At 54.7% G+C, this 16,534-nt stretch carries 17 protein-coding genes; 12 read left to right on the top strand and 5 right to left on the bottom strand.

All coding sequences use genetic code 11. The features are described from left to right. Positions 1-341: 341 nt before the first annotated feature. The 4 genes from recA to ACRZ9U_RS01675 all read left to right on the top strand — a co-directional run bounded on the left by recA (position 342) and on the right by ACRZ9U_RS01675 (position 5,529). On the top strand, positions 342-1,406 hold the full coding sequence (gene recA, locus ACRZ9U_RS01690; RefSeq protein ID WP_170393025.1) for a recombinase RecA: 1,065 nt from the start codon (positions 342-344) through the stop codon (positions 1,404-1,406). A gap of 181 nt (positions 1,407-1,587) precedes the next feature. After that, positions 1,588-4,260, top strand: a complete 2,673-nt coding sequence (gene alaS, locus ACRZ9U_RS01685; protein ID WP_170406448.1) for an alanine--tRNA ligase — start codon at positions 1,588-1,590, stop codon at positions 4,258-4,260. Position 4,261: 1 nt separating this feature from the next. Then, positions 4,262-4,549 (top strand): DUF1330 domain-containing protein, encoded by a 288-nt coding sequence (locus ACRZ9U_RS01680; RefSeq protein WP_170405854.1) that lies wholly within the window; start codon positions 4,262-4,264, stop codon positions 4,547-4,549. A 359-nt stretch (positions 4,550-4,908) separates the two neighbouring features. Then, positions 4,909-5,529, top strand: a complete 621-nt coding sequence (locus tag ACRZ9U_RS01675) for a transglutaminase-like cysteine peptidase (protein ID WP_170405851.1) — start codon at positions 4,909-4,911, stop codon at positions 5,527-5,529. 102 nt (positions 5,530-5,631) lie between these two features. Here ACRZ9U_RS01675 and ACRZ9U_RS01670 read toward each other — a convergent pair whose 3' ends face one another. From ACRZ9U_RS01670 to ACRZ9U_RS01650, 5 genes are all read right to left on the bottom strand, one after another. Then, complete coding sequence (locus ACRZ9U_RS01670; RefSeq protein ID WP_170735004.1) at positions 5,632-5,925, bottom strand: hypothetical protein; 294 nt, start codon at positions 5,923-5,925, stop codon at positions 5,632-5,634. A gap of 474 nt (positions 5,926-6,399) precedes the next feature. Then, on the bottom strand, positions 6,400-8,217 hold the full coding sequence (gene typA, locus ACRZ9U_RS01665; protein WP_170405848.1) for a translational GTPase TypA: 1,818 nt from the start codon (positions 8,215-8,217) through the stop codon (positions 6,400-6,402). Between the two features lie 76 nt (positions 8,218-8,293). After that, positions 8,294-8,629: a DMT family transporter gene (locus ACRZ9U_RS01660; protein WP_480453698.1), complete on the bottom strand. Its 336-nt coding sequence runs from the start codon at positions 8,627-8,629 to the stop codon at positions 8,294-8,296. 390 nt (positions 8,630-9,019) lie between these two features. Next, positions 9,020-9,265 (bottom strand): hypothetical protein, encoded by a 246-nt coding sequence (locus tag ACRZ9U_RS01655; RefSeq protein WP_170393030.1) that lies wholly within the window; start codon positions 9,263-9,265, stop codon positions 9,020-9,022. Then, positions 9,265-9,918, bottom strand: a complete 654-nt coding sequence (locus tag ACRZ9U_RS01650) for an alpha/beta hydrolase (protein ID WP_008758207.1) — start codon at positions 9,916-9,918, stop codon at positions 9,265-9,267. The genes ACRZ9U_RS01655 and ACRZ9U_RS01650 overlap by 1 nt, the downstream gene beginning before the upstream one ends. Before the next feature lie 178 nt (positions 9,919-10,096). On the opposite strand from ACRZ9U_RS01650, the gene iscR reads away from it, so the two are divergent. The 8 genes from iscR to ACRZ9U_RS01610 are packed head-to-tail and all read left to right on the top strand — an operon-like array spanning position 10,097 to position 16,530. Then, positions 10,097-10,555: a Fe-S cluster assembly transcriptional regulator IscR gene (gene iscR, locus ACRZ9U_RS01645; protein WP_170393031.1), complete on the top strand. Its 459-nt coding sequence runs from the start codon at positions 10,097-10,099 to the stop codon at positions 10,553-10,555. Positions 10,556-10,609: 54 nt separating this feature from the next. After that, positions 10,610-11,653 (top strand): aminotransferase class V-fold PLP-dependent enzyme, encoded by a 1,044-nt coding sequence (locus ACRZ9U_RS01640; RefSeq protein WP_170405845.1) that lies wholly within the window; start codon positions 10,610-10,612, stop codon positions 11,651-11,653. Positions 11,654-11,671: 18 nt separating this feature from the next. Further along, positions 11,672-13,192 carry a Fe-S cluster assembly protein SufB gene (sufB, locus tag ACRZ9U_RS01635; protein ID WP_170393033.1) on the top strand — a complete coding sequence of 507 codons (1,521 nt, stop codon included), beginning with the start codon at positions 11,672-11,674 and terminating at the stop codon, positions 13,190-13,192. Continuing rightward, positions 13,192-13,395, top strand: coding sequence for a hypothetical protein (locus ACRZ9U_RS01630; RefSeq protein ID WP_170405842.1), 204 nt, complete (start codon positions 13,192-13,194; stop codon positions 13,393-13,395). Before sufB ends, ACRZ9U_RS01630 begins: the two co-directional genes overlap by 1 nt. 51 nt (positions 13,396-13,446) lie before the next feature. Next, positions 13,447-14,202, top strand: a complete 756-nt coding sequence (gene sufC / locus ACRZ9U_RS01625; protein WP_170405839.1) for a Fe-S cluster assembly ATPase SufC — start codon at positions 13,447-13,449, stop codon at positions 14,200-14,202. Beyond that, a complete protein-coding gene (gene sufD, locus ACRZ9U_RS01620) occupies positions 14,202-15,482 on the top strand; it encodes a Fe-S cluster assembly protein SufD (protein ID WP_170405837.1) in 1,281 nt (426 codons plus the stop codon). Before sufC ends, sufD begins: the two co-directional genes overlap by 1 nt. Beyond that, complete coding sequence (locus tag ACRZ9U_RS01615) at positions 15,482-15,967, top strand: YIP1 family protein (protein ID WP_170393037.1); 486 nt, start codon at positions 15,482-15,484, stop codon at positions 15,965-15,967. The genes sufD and ACRZ9U_RS01615 overlap by 1 nt, the downstream gene beginning before the upstream one ends. Beyond that, positions 15,964-16,530 (top strand): Yip1 family protein, encoded by a 567-nt coding sequence (locus tag ACRZ9U_RS01610; RefSeq protein WP_480901239.1) that lies wholly within the window; start codon positions 15,964-15,966, stop codon positions 16,528-16,530. Before ACRZ9U_RS01615 ends, ACRZ9U_RS01610 begins: the two co-directional genes overlap by 4 nt. Positions 16,531-16,534 lie beyond the last annotated feature (4 nt).

Here is a 16,534-nt window from a genome sequence, read left to right as displayed (position 1 = left end):
AACGATCATAGCGACGCATGTTCGCATGTTTCAGGTCTGTTGGTCCGGACACGACGATATCGGCCCTATCGCGTAAAGCTGATTGATACGCGGTGGAGCCGGTCTTTGGAACAGACAGAAGCGCAAGCCGCTTTTCATAGAAAACAAGCATTTATCTTTTCTCTTCAATGCCTTTCATGTCTCAGATTGTCGTAAACGACTCTTTAACACAATTGCTGAAGAGTAGTTTTCATAAGTTTTAGTTGAAATGTTCTCTTTTTGGTCCCATAAGGAACAAGAGGCGAACAAAGCAGCGATTGCCGCCCGATCAAGGGTGTGACAAAAGAGAAGGCGACAGGACAATGGCGGATCTTCTGACGATGAGCGACAAGAAAAACGCAGACAAGCAAAAGGCGCTCGACAGCGCATTGGCCCAGATCGAACGGCAGTTCGGCAAAGGCTCGATCATGAAGTTGGGCGAAGATTCCAAGCAGGATATCGATGCGAGTTCGACCGGATCGCTGGGCTTGGATATCGCTCTGGGGATCGGCGGCTTGCCGATGGGCCGGATCGTCGAGATTTATGGCCCGGAAAGCTCGGGTAAGACCACGCTGACGCTGCACTGCATCGCTGAACAGCAAAAACGCGGCGGAGTCTGCGCGTTCGTCGACGCAGAACATGCACTGGACCCTCAATATGCGCGCAAGCTGGGTGTGGATCTGGATGAATTGCTGATCTCTCAGCCCGACACCGGCGAGCAGGCCCTTGAGATCACCGACACCTTGGTGCGGTCGGGGGCCGTGAACATGGTCGTGGTCGACTCGGTTGCGGCGCTGACGCCGAAATCCGAGTTGGAAGGCGACATGGGTGACAGCAGCGTGGGTGTTCAGGCCCGGCTGATGAGCCAGGCGATGCGCAAGCTGACCGGCTCGATCAATCGCTCGAACTGCATGGTGATCTTCATCAACCAGATCAGGATGAAGATCGGTGTGATGTTTGGCAGCCCGGAAACCACTACCGGTGGTAATGCGTTGAAATTCTACAGCTCGGTCCGTCTGGATATTCGCCGTATCGGTGCGATCAAGGATCGGGACGAAGTTGTGGGCAACCAGACCCGCGTCAAGGTCGTCAAGAACAAGGTGGCACCGCCGTTCAAGCAGGTGGAATTCGACATCATGTATGGCGAAGGCATCAGCAAAATGGGTGAGCTTCTGGATCTGGGCGTCAAGGCCGGTGTGGTCGAAAAGTCGGGTTCGTGGTTTAGCTACGGTGATGAGCGGATCGGGCAGGGGCGTGAGAATGCCAAGCAATATCTACGTGACAATTCCCGTGCGGCGCTCGAGATCGAAGACAAAATACGTGCCGCCCATGGGTTAGACTTTGAAATGCCACCCGAGGCGGAAGAGGATGACATCCTCGAAGCTTAAAGCGTGCCTGAGGGGGAACCAAAGAAATCCCCCGGCACCCCGGTAGTGCTGAATCTATCTGGAACAGGGTGGCCCCTAGGGGCCGCCTTGTTTCGTTTCGGATGGGCCAATGCTGTGGACACTCTCGGGGGGTGGGGCTAAACCTTTGCTGACCATAACGACTGCGCGCCGAGAGAGCCTTATGCCAACGCTGAACGACATTCGATCTACCTTCCTGAACTACTTTGCCAAGCAGGGGCACGAAGTGGTTGCGTCTAGCCCGCTGGTTCCGCGCAATGATCCGACACTGATGTTCGTCAACTCGGGTATGGTTCAGTTCAAGAATCTGTTTACTGGCGTCGAAACCCGCGACTACAGCCGTGCTACCACTGCACAGAAATGCGTGCGTGCAGGCGGCAAACACAACGATCTGGACAATGTGGGCTATACCGCTCGCCACCATACGTTCTTTGAAATGCTGGGGAATTTCTCATTCGGGGATTACTTTAAGCATGAGGCGATACCGTTCGCTTGGGAACTGATCACCAAAGAATTTGGTATCGATAAGAACCGTCTGTTGGCCACTGTCTATCACACCGATGATGAGGCATTTGAAATCTGGAGAAAGGTTGGTGTCCCTGAAGACCGGATCATCCGCATCGCTACTAATGACAATTTCTGGCAAATGGGCCCTACCGGCCCCTGCGGCCCGTGCACCGAAATTTTCTATGACCATGGTGATCATATCTGGGGTGGGCCTCCGGGTTCGGCTGAGGAAGATGGCGATAGGTTCATCGAAATCTGGAACATCGTTTTTATGCAGAATGAGCAGTTCGAAGACGGCTCGATGGTCGAACTCGATATGCAGTCGATCGATACCGGCATGGGATTGGAACGCATTGGTGCGTTGCTGCAAGGCAGCCACGACAATTATGACACCGATCTGTTCAAAACGCTGATCGAAGCCTCCGCGGATGCGACCGGTGTTGATCCTTATGGGGATCAAAACGTGCATCATCGCGTGATTGCGGACCACTTGCGTTCAACTTCGTTCCTGATCGCGGATGGTGTGATGCCGTCAAATGATGGGCGAGGGTATGTTCTGCGCCGTATCATGCGCCGCGCGATGCGCCATGCGCATCTGTTGGGGGCCAAAGATCCGGTGATGCATCGCCTGGTACCCACGCTGGTGCAATTGATGGGTGCGCAATATTCAGAGCTTGGTCAGGCGCAGCCACTGATCGAAGAGACACTGCTGCTTGAGGAAACTCGGTTCAAGCAAACTTTGGATCGCGGTCTGAAGCTGTTGGATGAGGAAGTCTCGGGCTTACCTGAAGGCGATCCACTACCCGGAGACTCGGCGTTCAAACTGTATGATACCTATGGTTTCCCGCTCGATCTGACGCAGGATGCGCTGCGCGAGAAAGGTCGAACCGTCGACACCGATGGATTTGACGTGGCGATGGCCGAACAAAAAGCCAAGGCACGCGCGGCGTGGGCCGGATCTGGCGAATCTGCCGATCAGGTGGTTTGGTTCGATGTGCTGGATGCGGCCGGTGCGACCGATTTCCTTGGCTACGATACTGAAAAGGCCGAGGGGCAGGTCGCTGCGTTGGTGGTCGATGGTGCATTGGTCGACAAGATCGAGAAGGGTGGTACCGGCTGGGTCGTAGTCAACCAGACACCGTTCTATGGCGAGGCCGGCGGCCAGGTCGGCGACACCGGTGAAATTCGCAGGCTGGATGAGCGCGACGATATCGCCCGTGTTGAAGACACCAGAAAGTTTGCTGATGGCAAAGTCTATGCTCACAAGGTCACGATTGATCATGGGGCGATCTCAAAAGGTGACGCAGTTGAGCTGGAAGTCGATCACGCGCGCCGCACGGCCATTCGTGCCAACCACTCCGCGACGCACCTTCTGCATGAAGCCCTGCGTGAGACATTGGGTGACCACGTAGCGCAGCGCGGGTCGCTCAACGCATCAGATCGTTTGCGGTTCGATTTCAGCCATTCCAAGGCTCTGACACTGGAAGAAGTGCAGAAAGTTGAGCGAGAGGTGAACGCATTCATCCGCCAAAACTCAACCGTGGAAACCAGGATTATGACACCGGATGACGCCCGTGAACTGGGTGCTCAAGCTCTGTTCGGTGAGAAATACGGGGATGAGGTGCGCGTGGTTTCGATGGGCAAAGCACCCACCGGCAAAGGCCAGGATGGTGAGACATGGTCGATTGAACTGTGTGGCGGCACCCATGTGCGCCAGACCGGTGATATCGGAACCTTCGTCGTGCTGGGCGATAGTGCCAGCAGCGCAGGCGTGCGGCGGATCGAGGCTTTGACCGGTGATGACGCGTTTAAGTATCTGTCGAAACAGGATCATCGCCTTTCAGCAATTGCGCTTGAGTTGAAAGCCCAGCCGGATGACGTTGTGGCGCGTGTGAAGACTCTGTTGGACGAGCGTAAATCGCTGCAGAACGAAGTTGCGCAGTTGCGCCGCGATCTGGCGATGGCCGGAGGTGCGGGGCAGGGCAGTGGCGCTGAAGCGCGCGATGTGAACGGTGTGGCGTTCTTTGCGCAGTCGCTCACGGGTGTTTCCGGAAAGGATCTGCCTGCGTTGATTGATGAGCACAAAAGCCGTCTGGGTACGGGCGCAGTATTATTGATTGCTGATACCGGCGGCAAAGCGGCTGTCGCAGCGGGTGTCACTTCGGACCTGACAGACACGGTATCTGCGGTGGATCTGGTCCGGGCGGCGGTCGCTGAACTGGGCGGCAAAGGCGGTGGCGGACGGCCTGACATGGCACAGGGGGGGGGCAAGGATGCCTCGAATGCAGAGGCTGCAATCAAGGCCGCTGAACAGGTTTTGGGAGGATAAGATGCCAGCACTTTGGATCGCACACGTCACTGTGACAGACGCCGATGCTTATGGAAAATACGCCGAGCTTGCAGGGCCGGCAATTGCGGCGCATGGGGGTGAATTCATCGCCCGCGCGGCACGTTACGTGCAGTTAGAGGGCAAAGAGCGACCACGCAATGTGGTCGCCCGCTTTCCAACCGTAGAGGCTGCGGTAGAGTGCTACAATTCTCCCGCATATCAGCAGGCATTGGGTCATGCCCGTGGCGCCAGCGAGCGAGAGCTGGTGGTCGTTGAAATTACCGACTGAGAATCAGGCTAAATCTACCTTCGCATGAAATTTGCAAATTCTGCCCGGCCCCGAGCCGTGCGTCCTGCCATGCATTTTAGCGTGGGCGGCTCTTCACGATCGCTCTGAATTTATACACATTATTACAATGGGTTGTGCGTACTTCCTGTTGATTTTGAACATATTTCTCTGTCCGATTGTGGCACTTCGCGCCACTTTCTTGCGCGGAAATGGTCACGAAATGTGACGAATTTCCGCCGTTTTTTCCGCTCAATCTCGGATTTGATTGCGTGACAACCACGGTTTGCGGATATGGTCCGGTATACAGATGGGTTCTGATCCACGCAGTTTGCAGGGATTAATAGGACTCGAGGGACAGCATGAAATTCTTTGGTACGACCATAGATGCCCACTTAAAGAGCGCTGCCAAGCTTGGCGGGCTGTTTGGTTTGGCTATCCTGATTAACGGTTCGCTGTTGTTTGGGACTGAAGCATCGGCGAAAGATGCCGCGTTTATCCCGAGTATCGCTGCCTCGCCACCACCCTCCGGTGCGCGTCAGCTTTGCGGTAAGTATTCCTGGGCATGTGCGCAAAAAGGTATCGGTTCCTTATCTACCAGCCAAGAATTGAAGCTTGTCAAAGAGATCAACCGCCGCGTTAATCGATCCACGCGAGAGGTCACGGATCAGTCGCAATACAAAACCAGTGAACTTTGGGCGCTTCCAACGTCGCGCGGTGGTGACTGCGAAGATTTTGCGCTTCTAAAGAAAAGAGATTTGATCCAGGCTGGTTTCGACCCTCGTAAACTACTGCTCGCGACAGTGTTGGATACGCGCAGAAACTCTCATGCTGTTTTGGTTTATCGGTCGAGCGGCGGCGATCTGGTCCTGGATAATTTGACCAATCAGATCAAGCCTTGGAAAGCGACGCGCTATCTGTTCTTGAGGATGCAAGACCCAAAGCAGCCACGAAATTGGGTCGGGGTTTTCGGTAAGAGCTAGAAAATCGTGAAACAAAGATACGGGCGCCTGCTATTAGCAGCGCCCGTATCTTTGTAATAGTTAACAAAATACTAGTGTTTACCCTGGTATTCGAATTTTTTTCTACCTTTTGTCTTCAGACCTTTTCTCCTTCAGCTTTAAGTTGTGTAAATTATTGTCTTTGGTTTGATTGTTATCAGGATCTTTGTTTTTTCCGTTGTCCTCGCTTTCCGGCGTCAAGAAACCAGGGTCGTTGTCTGGAGAAGGAATACGGCTCGGGCCGGAACATGAACATTCCCGCTCTGATTCATCCCATGGACCATCGTCTGATCTTAGGTTGGCAAAGCCGGTGCTCAAAGTTGGCAAGTCAGTCAAGACTGCCACAAATTGAGGACAATCAAGAATGGTACGCTCCAAAGTCAACTTAATATCTGCGCGTCTCTGGATGCAACGGAGTATGCCCGCAGTAATCATTTCGCACGTACAAATAGTGTTCGACGATACAGATTTTTGTCGTTCTCACGGCGCATTTATCAGTTGCCTAAGCGAATTCACGAAGATGAAGTGTATGATTGCTAAGGCAAAGCAATTAATAGCAGTTTGGATTCAATGCGCATAGGACACTGCTCAAACGCTCATTAACTAAACTGCCGTAGACTCGAGCGGCGTATCACTCTTGAGACAATGCCCACTTTCTGCCGCCTATTATCAAACAAGCTATTTATCTGATCACAGTGAGCTGGCTCACTCAAATGAAGATTAACCCATAAGAAACAAAAAGAAGACCTGCTGTTGCACCAGGTCTTCTTTTTCTGTGTTGTTTCTAGCCTGACGCAAAAATGTCACGAATGTGGCAATGTTTCCAAAACGTGAACAAGTTCACAGCAATGATCAGGCTGATTTTGACATCCGTTTACGCTCATGCGGATCCAGATAACGTTTGCGAAGCCGGATCGCATTGGGCGTAACCTCGACCAGTTCATCGTCGTCGATATAAGCGATTGCCTCTTCAAGCGAGAACTGAATATGAGGGGTCAGCCTTACAGCGTCGTCCGAGCCGCTGGCACGCACGTTTGTCAGCTTCTTCCCTTTCAGCGGATTCACTTCCAGATCGTTGTCTCGCGAATGCTCTCCGATCACCATGCCCTGATAGACATCAGTTTGCGGGCCAACGAACATGCGGCCACGCTCTTCCAAATTCCAAAGCGCATAGGCAACCGCCTGGCCGTTTTCCATCGAGATCAGAACACCTGCGCGTCGGCCGGGGATCTGTCCTTTATGGGCCGCCCAGCCGTGGAAGACACGGTTCAAGACACCAGTTCCGCGCGTATCGGTCAGGAACTCTCCGTGATAGCCGATCAGGCCACGAGACGGCACGTGGGCGATGATCCGGGTTTTGCCTGCCCCTGCAGGGCGCATTTCAGCCAGTTCACCTTTGCGCGCACCCGTGATTTTCTCGATCACCGCGCCAGAATATTCATCATCCACATCGATCGTGACTTCTTCGATAGGTTCAAGGCGCTGGCCGCCCTCCTCGCGGAACAAAACCTGTGGGCGCGAGATGCTGAGCTCGAACCCTTCACGGCGCATGTTTTCGATCAGAACACCCATCTGCAATTCGCCGCGACCAGCAACCTCGAAGGCTTCGCCGCCTGGCGTGTCGCTGATGCGGATGGCTACGTTCGATTCGGCTTCTTTCATCAGGCGATCACGAATGACCCGAGACTGAACCTTTTTGCCGTCACGACCGGCCAGCGGGGAATCGTTTATGCCGAAGGTCACTGTGATGGTTGGCGGATCGATAGGCTGGGCAGGCAGGGCCTCTTCGACTTGCGGGGCTACAAGGGAGTCTGCCACGGTGGCTTTGCTCATACCCGCAATCGTGACAATGTCGCCTGCTTCAGCGACGTCGATGGGTTGTTGAGCTAATCCACGGAATGCCAGGATTTTCGACGCGCGGAAGCTTTCAATCTGGGTGCCGTCTCGGCTGAGTGCCTTGAGGCTGTCACCTGCTTTCAGAGTTCCACTTTCCACGCGACCGGTCAGAATGCGACCGATGAATGGATCGCTGCCCAAAGTGGTGGCGAGCATCCTGAACGGTTCGTCCTTTTTCTCGATCTGCTTGGGGGCGGGGACGTGATCAACGATCAGATCGAACAGGGCGGTCAAGTCCTTGCGCGGACCGTCAAGCTCCATATCGGCCCAGCCGGACCGGCCCGAAGCATACATGGCCGGGAAGTCCAGCTGATCGTCATCGGCGCCCAAGTTGGCGAAAAGGTCGAAACATTCGTCCAGAGCGCGATCAGGCTCGGCATCGGGTTTGTCGACCTTGTTCAGCACGACAATCGGGCGCAGGCCCAAAGCCAGCGCCTTTGAGGTCACGAATTTGGTTTGCGGCATCGGGCCTTCGGCGGCGTCGACCAGCAGTACAACGCCGTCGACCATGCTGAGAATACGTTCGACTTCCCCACCGAAATCAGCGTGGCCGGGGGTGTCGACGATGTTGATGCGGGTATCCTTCCACTCAACGCTGGTGGCTTTGGCCAGGATGGTAATGCCGCGTTCGCGTTCCAGGTCGTTGCTGTCCATGGCGCGTTCTGCCACGGCCTGGTTTTCCCGGAACGCGCCGGATTGTTTAAGCAGCTCATCCACCAGGGTCGTCTTGCCGTGGTCCACGTGAGCGATGATTGCGATGTTGCGCAGGTCCATGAGAGGTCAGCCTTTGAACGGGAAGTTGCCGCGCGCATAACGCGGCGCGACAAAATATACCAGCCCTAACCGGCGGTCAGTGGCCCGCTGTAGCTGAAAACAGGTGGATGATCAGAATGCCGCTCAAAATCATGCCCAAACCCAAGACTGCGGGCCAATCGAGTTTTTGGCCAAAAACCAGAAATCCAATCAGTGCGATCAGGGCAATACCAAGGCCCGACCAGATTGCATAGACAATGCCCACAGGCATGACCTTTAACGTGAGGGCCATAAGATAAAAGGCCGACCCATAGCCAACCACGACAAGAGCCGACGGCCAAAATCGCGTAAACTGATGGCTAGCCTGCAACGCAGTCGTGCCGATGGTTTCCGCGATAACAGCCAACATTAGGATTAGGTAGGTCTTTGGCACGAGCGATGCCTCTCTGAATTATCGCGAAAGGTTGAGCATACTTGCGATCATTTGGGCAAGGGGATTCACATGCAGATGATCAAAACCCTAACTTTACCAAAGGTCAGGTAAACCCGACTATTCGGGCTTTTGCATTCGTGCTAAACACTCGATTGTTTTTAGTGTGTTTTTAATGAGTTTGATAAGATGACGACTTTTGCAAAATCGGTCATTATCGTTTCGGTTTTGATTGTGGCGTTGGGGTGGCTTGCAGACGGGGGGTCCGTCGACATTGATGCAGCCCAAAATGTTGAGCGGTTCACAGGTTTTCCGGTTTAGGCGCCCACCGAGCGATATCCTCGAAAAGGAGCTTTCGGGCTCCTTTTCTTTTCTTCAGACGCTGAGCAATCTTTACTGCTTTTCGATCGCTTTCAGCTTGGATCGATGTTCAGACAGTCTTTTCACCACGAATTGCCGCGCCTTGCGTTCCGCCAGCCTAACCCGGATTTCGGTCAAGAACGCTTCTTCCAGAGATTGCGAGGCTGCACCGAGAACGTCTCCAACCTCCACAAAGAATCGATCCTCGCCCGTCTCGTCCATAACCTTCATCGTGTCCTCGGCCAATCTGGCGGCCAGGGTAGTGATGGTATCGGACATCAGCGCGTATTCTCTGTCAGGCGACGTTTCACGTAATCCGTCACATCTGTCATCAGTGTGTCCATGTGGCGGTCTTGGAAGAAGTGATCGGCACCTTCCACCTCATTATGGGTGATGGTGATACCCTTTTGTTCATGCAGCTTTCCGACCAGAGACGCAGTGTCTGCAGGTGGCGCTACACGGTCCGCCAATCCGTTGATGATCAAGCCAGAAGACGGGCAGGGTGCCAGGAACGAAAAGTCGTACATGTTTGCGGGCGGCGATACACTGATGAAGCCAGTGATCTCGGGGCGGCGCATCAGAAGCTGCATTCCGATCCATGCACCGAACGAGAACCCAGCGACCCAGCAATGCTTGGAGTTGTTGTTCATCGACTGAAGGTAATCCAGCGCTGATGCTGCATCGCTCAGCTCACCTACACCCTGGTCATACTCGCCCTGGCTGCGACCAACGCCGCGAAAGTTAAAACGCAGAACCGTGAAGCCCATGTTGTAAAAGGCGTAATGCAGGTTATAGACCACCTTGTTGTTCATGGTCCCGCCAAATTGTGGATGCGGGTGAAGCACGATAGCGATCGGTGCGTCTTTTTCCTTTTGCGGGTGGTAGCGGCCTTCCAGGCGGCCTTCGGGTCCGGGAAAAATCACCTCGGGCATGTGTGCTTTGGTCCTGTTTTTTGACGCGTCGGCCCCGAGATTATCTTGACGGTAATCCTCAGGTACCTTAGAACGGTTCTAATTACATTGTGTCGCGTGAAAACGCTGTCAGTGGGAGATACGCACTGGCTCGGGCGACGTCAATGTTTTCGCGCAGTTCTTGCCTGAAGGAAACAAAATGAAGCTGTCTACCAAAGGCCGCTATGCGATGGTTGCGCTGGCGGATATCGCCCTTCAGTCCTCGGACAAACTCGTCACGTTGGGCGAGATTTCCGAACGTCAGGATATTTCACTGCCGTATTTGGAGCAGCTTTTCGTGAAACTGCGCCGAGCTGATCTGGTCAGTTCAGTACGCGGACCGGGTGGGGGCTATCGCCTGGCGCGACCAGCCTCGGAAATCCGTGTGGTCGAGATACTGGCCGCGGTTGATGAGACGGTGGATGCGATGCACAAGGGGGCAGGTGCCTCGGGCGCGTCTTCGGGCAGCCGGGCGCAATCACTGACCAATCGGTTGTGGGAAAGCCTGAGCGCGAATGTTTACGTATTCCTGCATCAAACGCGGCTGTCGGATGTAATTCGGAATGATCTTGCACCGTGTCCCGCTGTTCCTAGCTTGTTCGCAGTCGTGGACGATTGATCTGATGACGTTTTTCTGTGTTCTGTCAAAACCCATCTTGGAAAAGATACATCTATGAAACGGGTTTATCTCGACCATAACGCAACCTCCGCTCTGAGGCCCGAGGCCCGCGATGCAATGATCGCGGCGATGGATTTGGTGGGCAATCCGTCCTCGGTCCATGCCGAAGGGCGCGCCGCAAAAGCGGTGGTCGAGAAAGCGCGGGCTCAAATCGCAACAGCGTTTGGGGCCGATGGTGCCGACATCGTGTTTACATCCGGCGCGACTGAGGCAGCGGCTTTGGCCATGGCGGGGCGCGATCTTCAAGGTGCAGCGATTGAACATGACGCGGTAAGAGCTTGGATTAATGAGGTTCTGCCTGTCTCCCAAGGCGGTTACGTTGACGTGCCGGACGCTTCCCGATCCACGCTGCAACTGGCCAATTCGGAAACTGGAATTGTTCAAACTTTGCCTGCCGGTCTTGCGGTCACCGACGCGACTCAGGCTTTTGGTAAGTTGCCGATAGCCTTCAACTGGCTGGGGGCTGAGATGGCGCTGATTTCAGCCCACAAACTTGGCGGGTCAAAAGGGATCGGGGCGTTGGTGATGAAACGCGGCACCGATCTTGCTGCGCAAATCAAGGGCGGCGGGCAGGAGATGGGGCGTCGCTCGGGTACAGAAAATGTCACTGGAATTGCGGGGTTCGGAGCAGCAGCTGAAGCCGCGTCCCGTGATTTAGCAAATGGCGTTTGGGAAAACGTTGCAGAACTTAGAAATATTCTAGAAAACGCTCTTGAGGCTGGTACGAAAGCTACTATTTTTGTCGGGAAAGACCAAAGGCGACTCCCCAACACTCTGTGCTTCGCCACACCGGGATGGAAGGGCGAGACACAGGTCATGCAGATGGATTTGTCAGGCTTCGCGATCAGTGCTGGCTCGGCCTGTTCCAGTGGCAAGGTTCGTGCAAGCGCCGTACTGACGGCCATGGGATTTGATGAGATGACGGCCTATAGCGCAATCCGCGTATCGCTGGGGCCGGAGACGGCAGAAGAAGATGTGCTGCGTTTCGCGGAAACGTGGCTTGAAAAAGAGAAAAAGCATCGCGCGCGGGCCGCGTGATCTTACGGAGGGTGAATTATGGCCGCTTTGGACCAGACCCAGGTGAAAGAGGGTGTCGATCAGGAAACCGTAGACGCGGTTCGCGAGGTCAGCACTTATAAATACGGCTGGGAAACTGATATCGAGATGGAGTATGCGCCAAAAGGCGTGAATCCCGATATCGTTCGTCTGATCTCGGACAAAAATGATGAACCTGAGTGGATGACCGAATGGCGTCTGGCCGCGTTCGAGCGCTGGACGCAGATGGAAGAGCCTAAATGGGCGATGGTGCACTACCCGCCGATCGACTTTCAGGACCAGTATTATTATGCCCGTCCGAAATCGATGGAAGATAAACCCAAATCTCTGGATGAGGTCGATCCAAAGCTTCTGGCGACTTACGAAAAGCTAGGTATCCCTCTGAAAGAACAGATGATCCTGGCAGGTGTCGAGGGCGCTGAGAATGCACCGGCAGAAGGCCGTAAAGTTGCTGTTGATGCAGTATTTGACTCGGTTTCGGTCGGGACGACTTTTCAGGAAGAGTTGAAGAAAGCCGGCGTTATCTTCTGCTCGATTTCCGAGGCGATCAAAGAGCATCCGGAACTGGTCAAGAAATACTTAGGGACGGTCGTACCGGTCTCGGACAATTTCTATGCCACGCTGAACTCAGCTGTATTCTCGGACGGCTCGTTTGTTTATGTCCCTCCGGGCGTGCGCTGCCCGATGGAACTGAGCACATATTTCCGCATCAATGCAGAAAATACCGGCCAGTTTGAGCGCACGCTGATCATCGCCGACAAGGGCTCTTACGTCTCGTATTTGGAAGGCTGCACGGCGCCTCAGCGCGACACTGCACAGCTTCACGCGGCGGTTGTCGAGATTATCGTCGAAGAAGATGCCGAGGTGAAATACTCGACCGTTCAGAACTGGTTCCCCGGGGATGAGAATGGCAAAGGCGGTATCTACAACTTTGTGACCAAGCGCGCCGATTGTCGAGGTGATCGGTCCAAGGTGATGTGGACGCAGGTCGAAACCGGCTCGGCTGTGACCTGGAAATACCCGTCCTGCATCCTGCGTGGCGACGATAGCCAGGGTGAGTTCTACTCGATCGCAATCACGAACAACATGCAGCAAGCCGACACCGGCACCAAGATGGTGCATTTGGGCAAGAACACCAAGTCGCGGATCGTATCGAAAGGGATCAGTGCCGGTAAGGCGCAGAATACCTATCGTGGTCTGGTGTCGATGCATCCAAAGGCCAAGGACAGCCGCAACTATACGCAGTGCGACAGCTTGCTGATTGGCGACAAATGCGGGGCGCATACGGTTCCGTATATCGAGGTGAAGAACAACTCATCTCGGGTCGAGCACGAGGCGACTACCTCGAAGGTAGACGACGATCAGCTGTTCTATTGCCGTCAGCGTGGCATGGACGAGGAAGAAGCCGTGGCCTTGGTCGTCAACGGGTTCTGCAAGGACGTTCTGCAGGCGCTGCCGATGGAATTTGCGATGGAAGCGCAACAGCTTGTGGCAATCAGCCTTGAGGGATCAGTCGGCTGATGACACCAAAACCCCAACAGCGAATCCGAAAGGACGATGTCCTGACCGTGCTTGGCTATGCGTTGCCGGTGCTTGGCGGCCTGTTGGGGGTTGCTTACGTCAATACCAAGTACATGGACTTCATAAACCCGGTTTGGGCAGTGGGCGCAGGCGCGTTGCTTGGATGGATCATCGCCCGCGTGATCCGCAAGGTGCTGGGATAAGAACTTATCGGGGCCGCAATGCGCCCCTTGCGAGATGCTAAAGGACAGAAAATGCTGGAAATCAATAACCTGCACGTCAAACTTGAGGAAGAAGACAAGCAAATTCTGAAAGGGGTCGACCTGACGGTCGAGCCTGGCAAGGTGCATGCGATCATGGGGCCCAATGGCTCGGGCAAATCAACGCTCAGCTACGTGTTGTCTGGTCGTGATGGCTATGAGGTGACCGAGGGCGGCGCGACGCTTGATGGCGATGATCTGCTTGAGATGGAACCGGAAGAACGTGCAGCCGCAGGTGTGTTTCTGGCGTTCCAGTACCCGGTCGAGATTCCCGGTGTGGGCAACATGACCTTCCTGCGCACCGCCGTGAATGCGCAGCGCAAAGCACGTGGCGAGGAAGAGCTGTCGGCGACGGATTTTTTGAAAGAGGTTCGTGCCAAGGCCAAGGCGCTGAAAATCGACGCTGAAATGTTGAAACGTCCGGTCAATGTTGGCTTTTCGGGTGGTGAGAAAAAGCGCAACGAAATCCTGCAAATGGCGATGCTTGAGCCGAAGATGTGCATCCTGGATGAGACAGACTCGGGCCTTGACGTGGACGCGATGAAACTGGTGGCCGAGGGCGTAAACGCGTTGCGTGATGAGGGGCGCGGGTTCCTTGTTATCACGCACTATCAGCGGCTTCTCGATCACATCAAACCTGACGTGGTTCACATCATGGCGGATGGTCGTATCGTGAAATCCGGTGGTCCCGAACTGGCGCTGGAAGTTGAAAACAACGGCTATGCCGACATTCTGGCCGAGGTGAACTGATGGCTTTGCCCCAAGCGAAACAAACGGCGACCGAGGAACGGCTGGCAGCGCTGACCATGCCGGATGCGGGATGCACACGCAAAGCGCGCGAAGCCGCAATTGCACGTGTACGCGCGATGGGTTTGCCCAGTCGTCGAGATGAATACTGGAAATATACCCGTCCAGACACTCTGGTCTCTGCGGAAGCTCCCAGCGCTGCTTTGTTCAAAACGGATGAACCGGCTCTGTTCCACGCGCTCGACCGGCTGAAGATCGTTTTCATTGATGGCGTATTCAGCCCGGAAGAGTCTGATGATCTGTCTCTGGAGGGTGTAACGATCGATCGGCTGGAAGATATCTGTTGCAAAGATATCCATTGGGCCAAAGAGTTATACGGCGTTCTTGAAGCAAAAGGCCAACAACCGGTGCCGCGTCCATTGGCGGCGTTGAATACGGCCTATGCGTCAGATGGAGTTGCCATTCATGTATCCGGCAAGCCGAGCAAACCGATTAACCTGATTTATCGCCATGAATCTGAAACGTCGGATGCGATCCTGCATCACGTCGTTCGGGTTGAAAGCGGTGCCGAAGTCACGATCCTTGAAAACGGACCCGCAGCGTCGCGCTTCAACAAATGCATGGAGATCGATATCGCCCACAATGGCACGCTGCATCATATCCGTGCGCAGGGCAGGGATCATCAACGCCGTGCGGCGACTCATATGTTCTCGCGGCTTGGTAAGGAATCCGTCTATAAATCCTTCACGCTGACCGTGAACGGAGTTTTAACGCGTAACGAGCAAGTCGTCGAACTGACGGGTGACGATGCGGTCGCGCACGTGGCGGGTGCGTGTGTTGGAGACGGTGATTTTCTCCATGATGACACGGTCTTTGTCACCCATGATGCGGTGAATTGCGAGAGCCGCCAAGTGTTCAAGAAGGTGCTTCGCAACGGTGCGACGGGTGTTTTTCAGGGCAAGATCTTGGTGAAGGAAGGTGCCCAGAAAACCGATGGTTACCAGATCAGCCAGTCATTGCTTCTGGACGATGACAGTCAGTTCCTCGCCAAACCCGAGCTTGAGATTTACGCCGATGACGTTGCGTGTTCGCACGGTTCGACCTCGGGCGCCATCGATGAAACGGCTTTGTTCTACCTGCGCTCCCGTGGCGTCCCAACGGCAGAAGCAACCGACATGTTGACACTGGCCTTCCTAGCTGAAGCCGTTGATGAAATCGAGGATGAGGATCTGGCAGCTGATATCGTGTCCCGATTGCAAGATTGGCTGGCACGCCGCCGCTGATGCCTGTCACAACTGATATCGTGGCCACGTATCGCGGACCGGGGCGTGTGGTGCGTCGACTGCTTGATATGGGGCCGCGCGAGGATCGCGCATTGGCGTTTGTGATGGCGTTCTGTGTAATAGGCTTTATCGCACAGTTGCCCGGCCTTGCACGGAGGGCTCATCTGGAAGGGATAGAGCTGAACATGCTGATGGGCGGGGCCCTGTTGGGCTCGGTCTTTATTCTGCCATTGTGCTTTTATCTTCTTGCTTGGCTCACCCATTTCATCGCGCGGATGATGGGGGGCGTTGGCACCAGCTATGGCGCGCGGCTAGCCTTGTTCTGGGCGCTTCTCGCGTCAGCGCCTTTGGTGTTGCTGAATGGGCTGGTGTCCGGTTTCATCGGCCCCGGGTCAGCGCAAACACTTGTGGGGCTGTTATGGGTTGCGGTTTTTCTCTGGTTCTGGTTGTCGGGCCTCAAGCAATCGCAAAAGGCTGCTAAATGAATTCCACCGCACTGCTCAACCTGGTCGTTCTGACCCTGTCCAATCCAGCCGAAGCCGCAAGACAATTGCTCGCGTTGCGGCTGGGTACGGAGGTACTATGGCTCTCCTTTTCTCTTGCGGTGATCCTGAACGCTCTGGTCCAGTCTGCGTCCAGCTTCGTCCTGCCGCTTATCAGTCCGGATGTTCAGCAACTGGCTGAGCCACTATCGAGGACGCTTTTTGTTTCCGTTGCGGCAATCATGATCAGCGTCGTGACGTTCCTATTAGTGGGCCGCGTCCTGGGTGGAACGGGAACGTTCAATGACTTCATGACGCTGATTGTCTGGTTGCAAATCCTGCAAATTGCGGGGCAAGCAATCATTCTAGCGCTGGTTGCAGCGCTGCCGTTTCTATTCTTACCGGCCAGTCTGGCGATGCTGGGTCTTAGCCTATACATCACCCTGCATTTTCTCAACGAGGCGCATCGATTTAATTCGTTGGGAAAGTCGTTTGTTGTGATCCTGATCTCTGGTCTTGTGGCCGTCCCGTTTGTTCTTTGGCTGATCCCCGCCGGGTCTGTATAGGGAA

The organism is Ruegeria sp. D7 (genome assembly GCF_056534355.1).
This window is presented reverse-complemented; position numbering and strand designations above follow the sequence as displayed.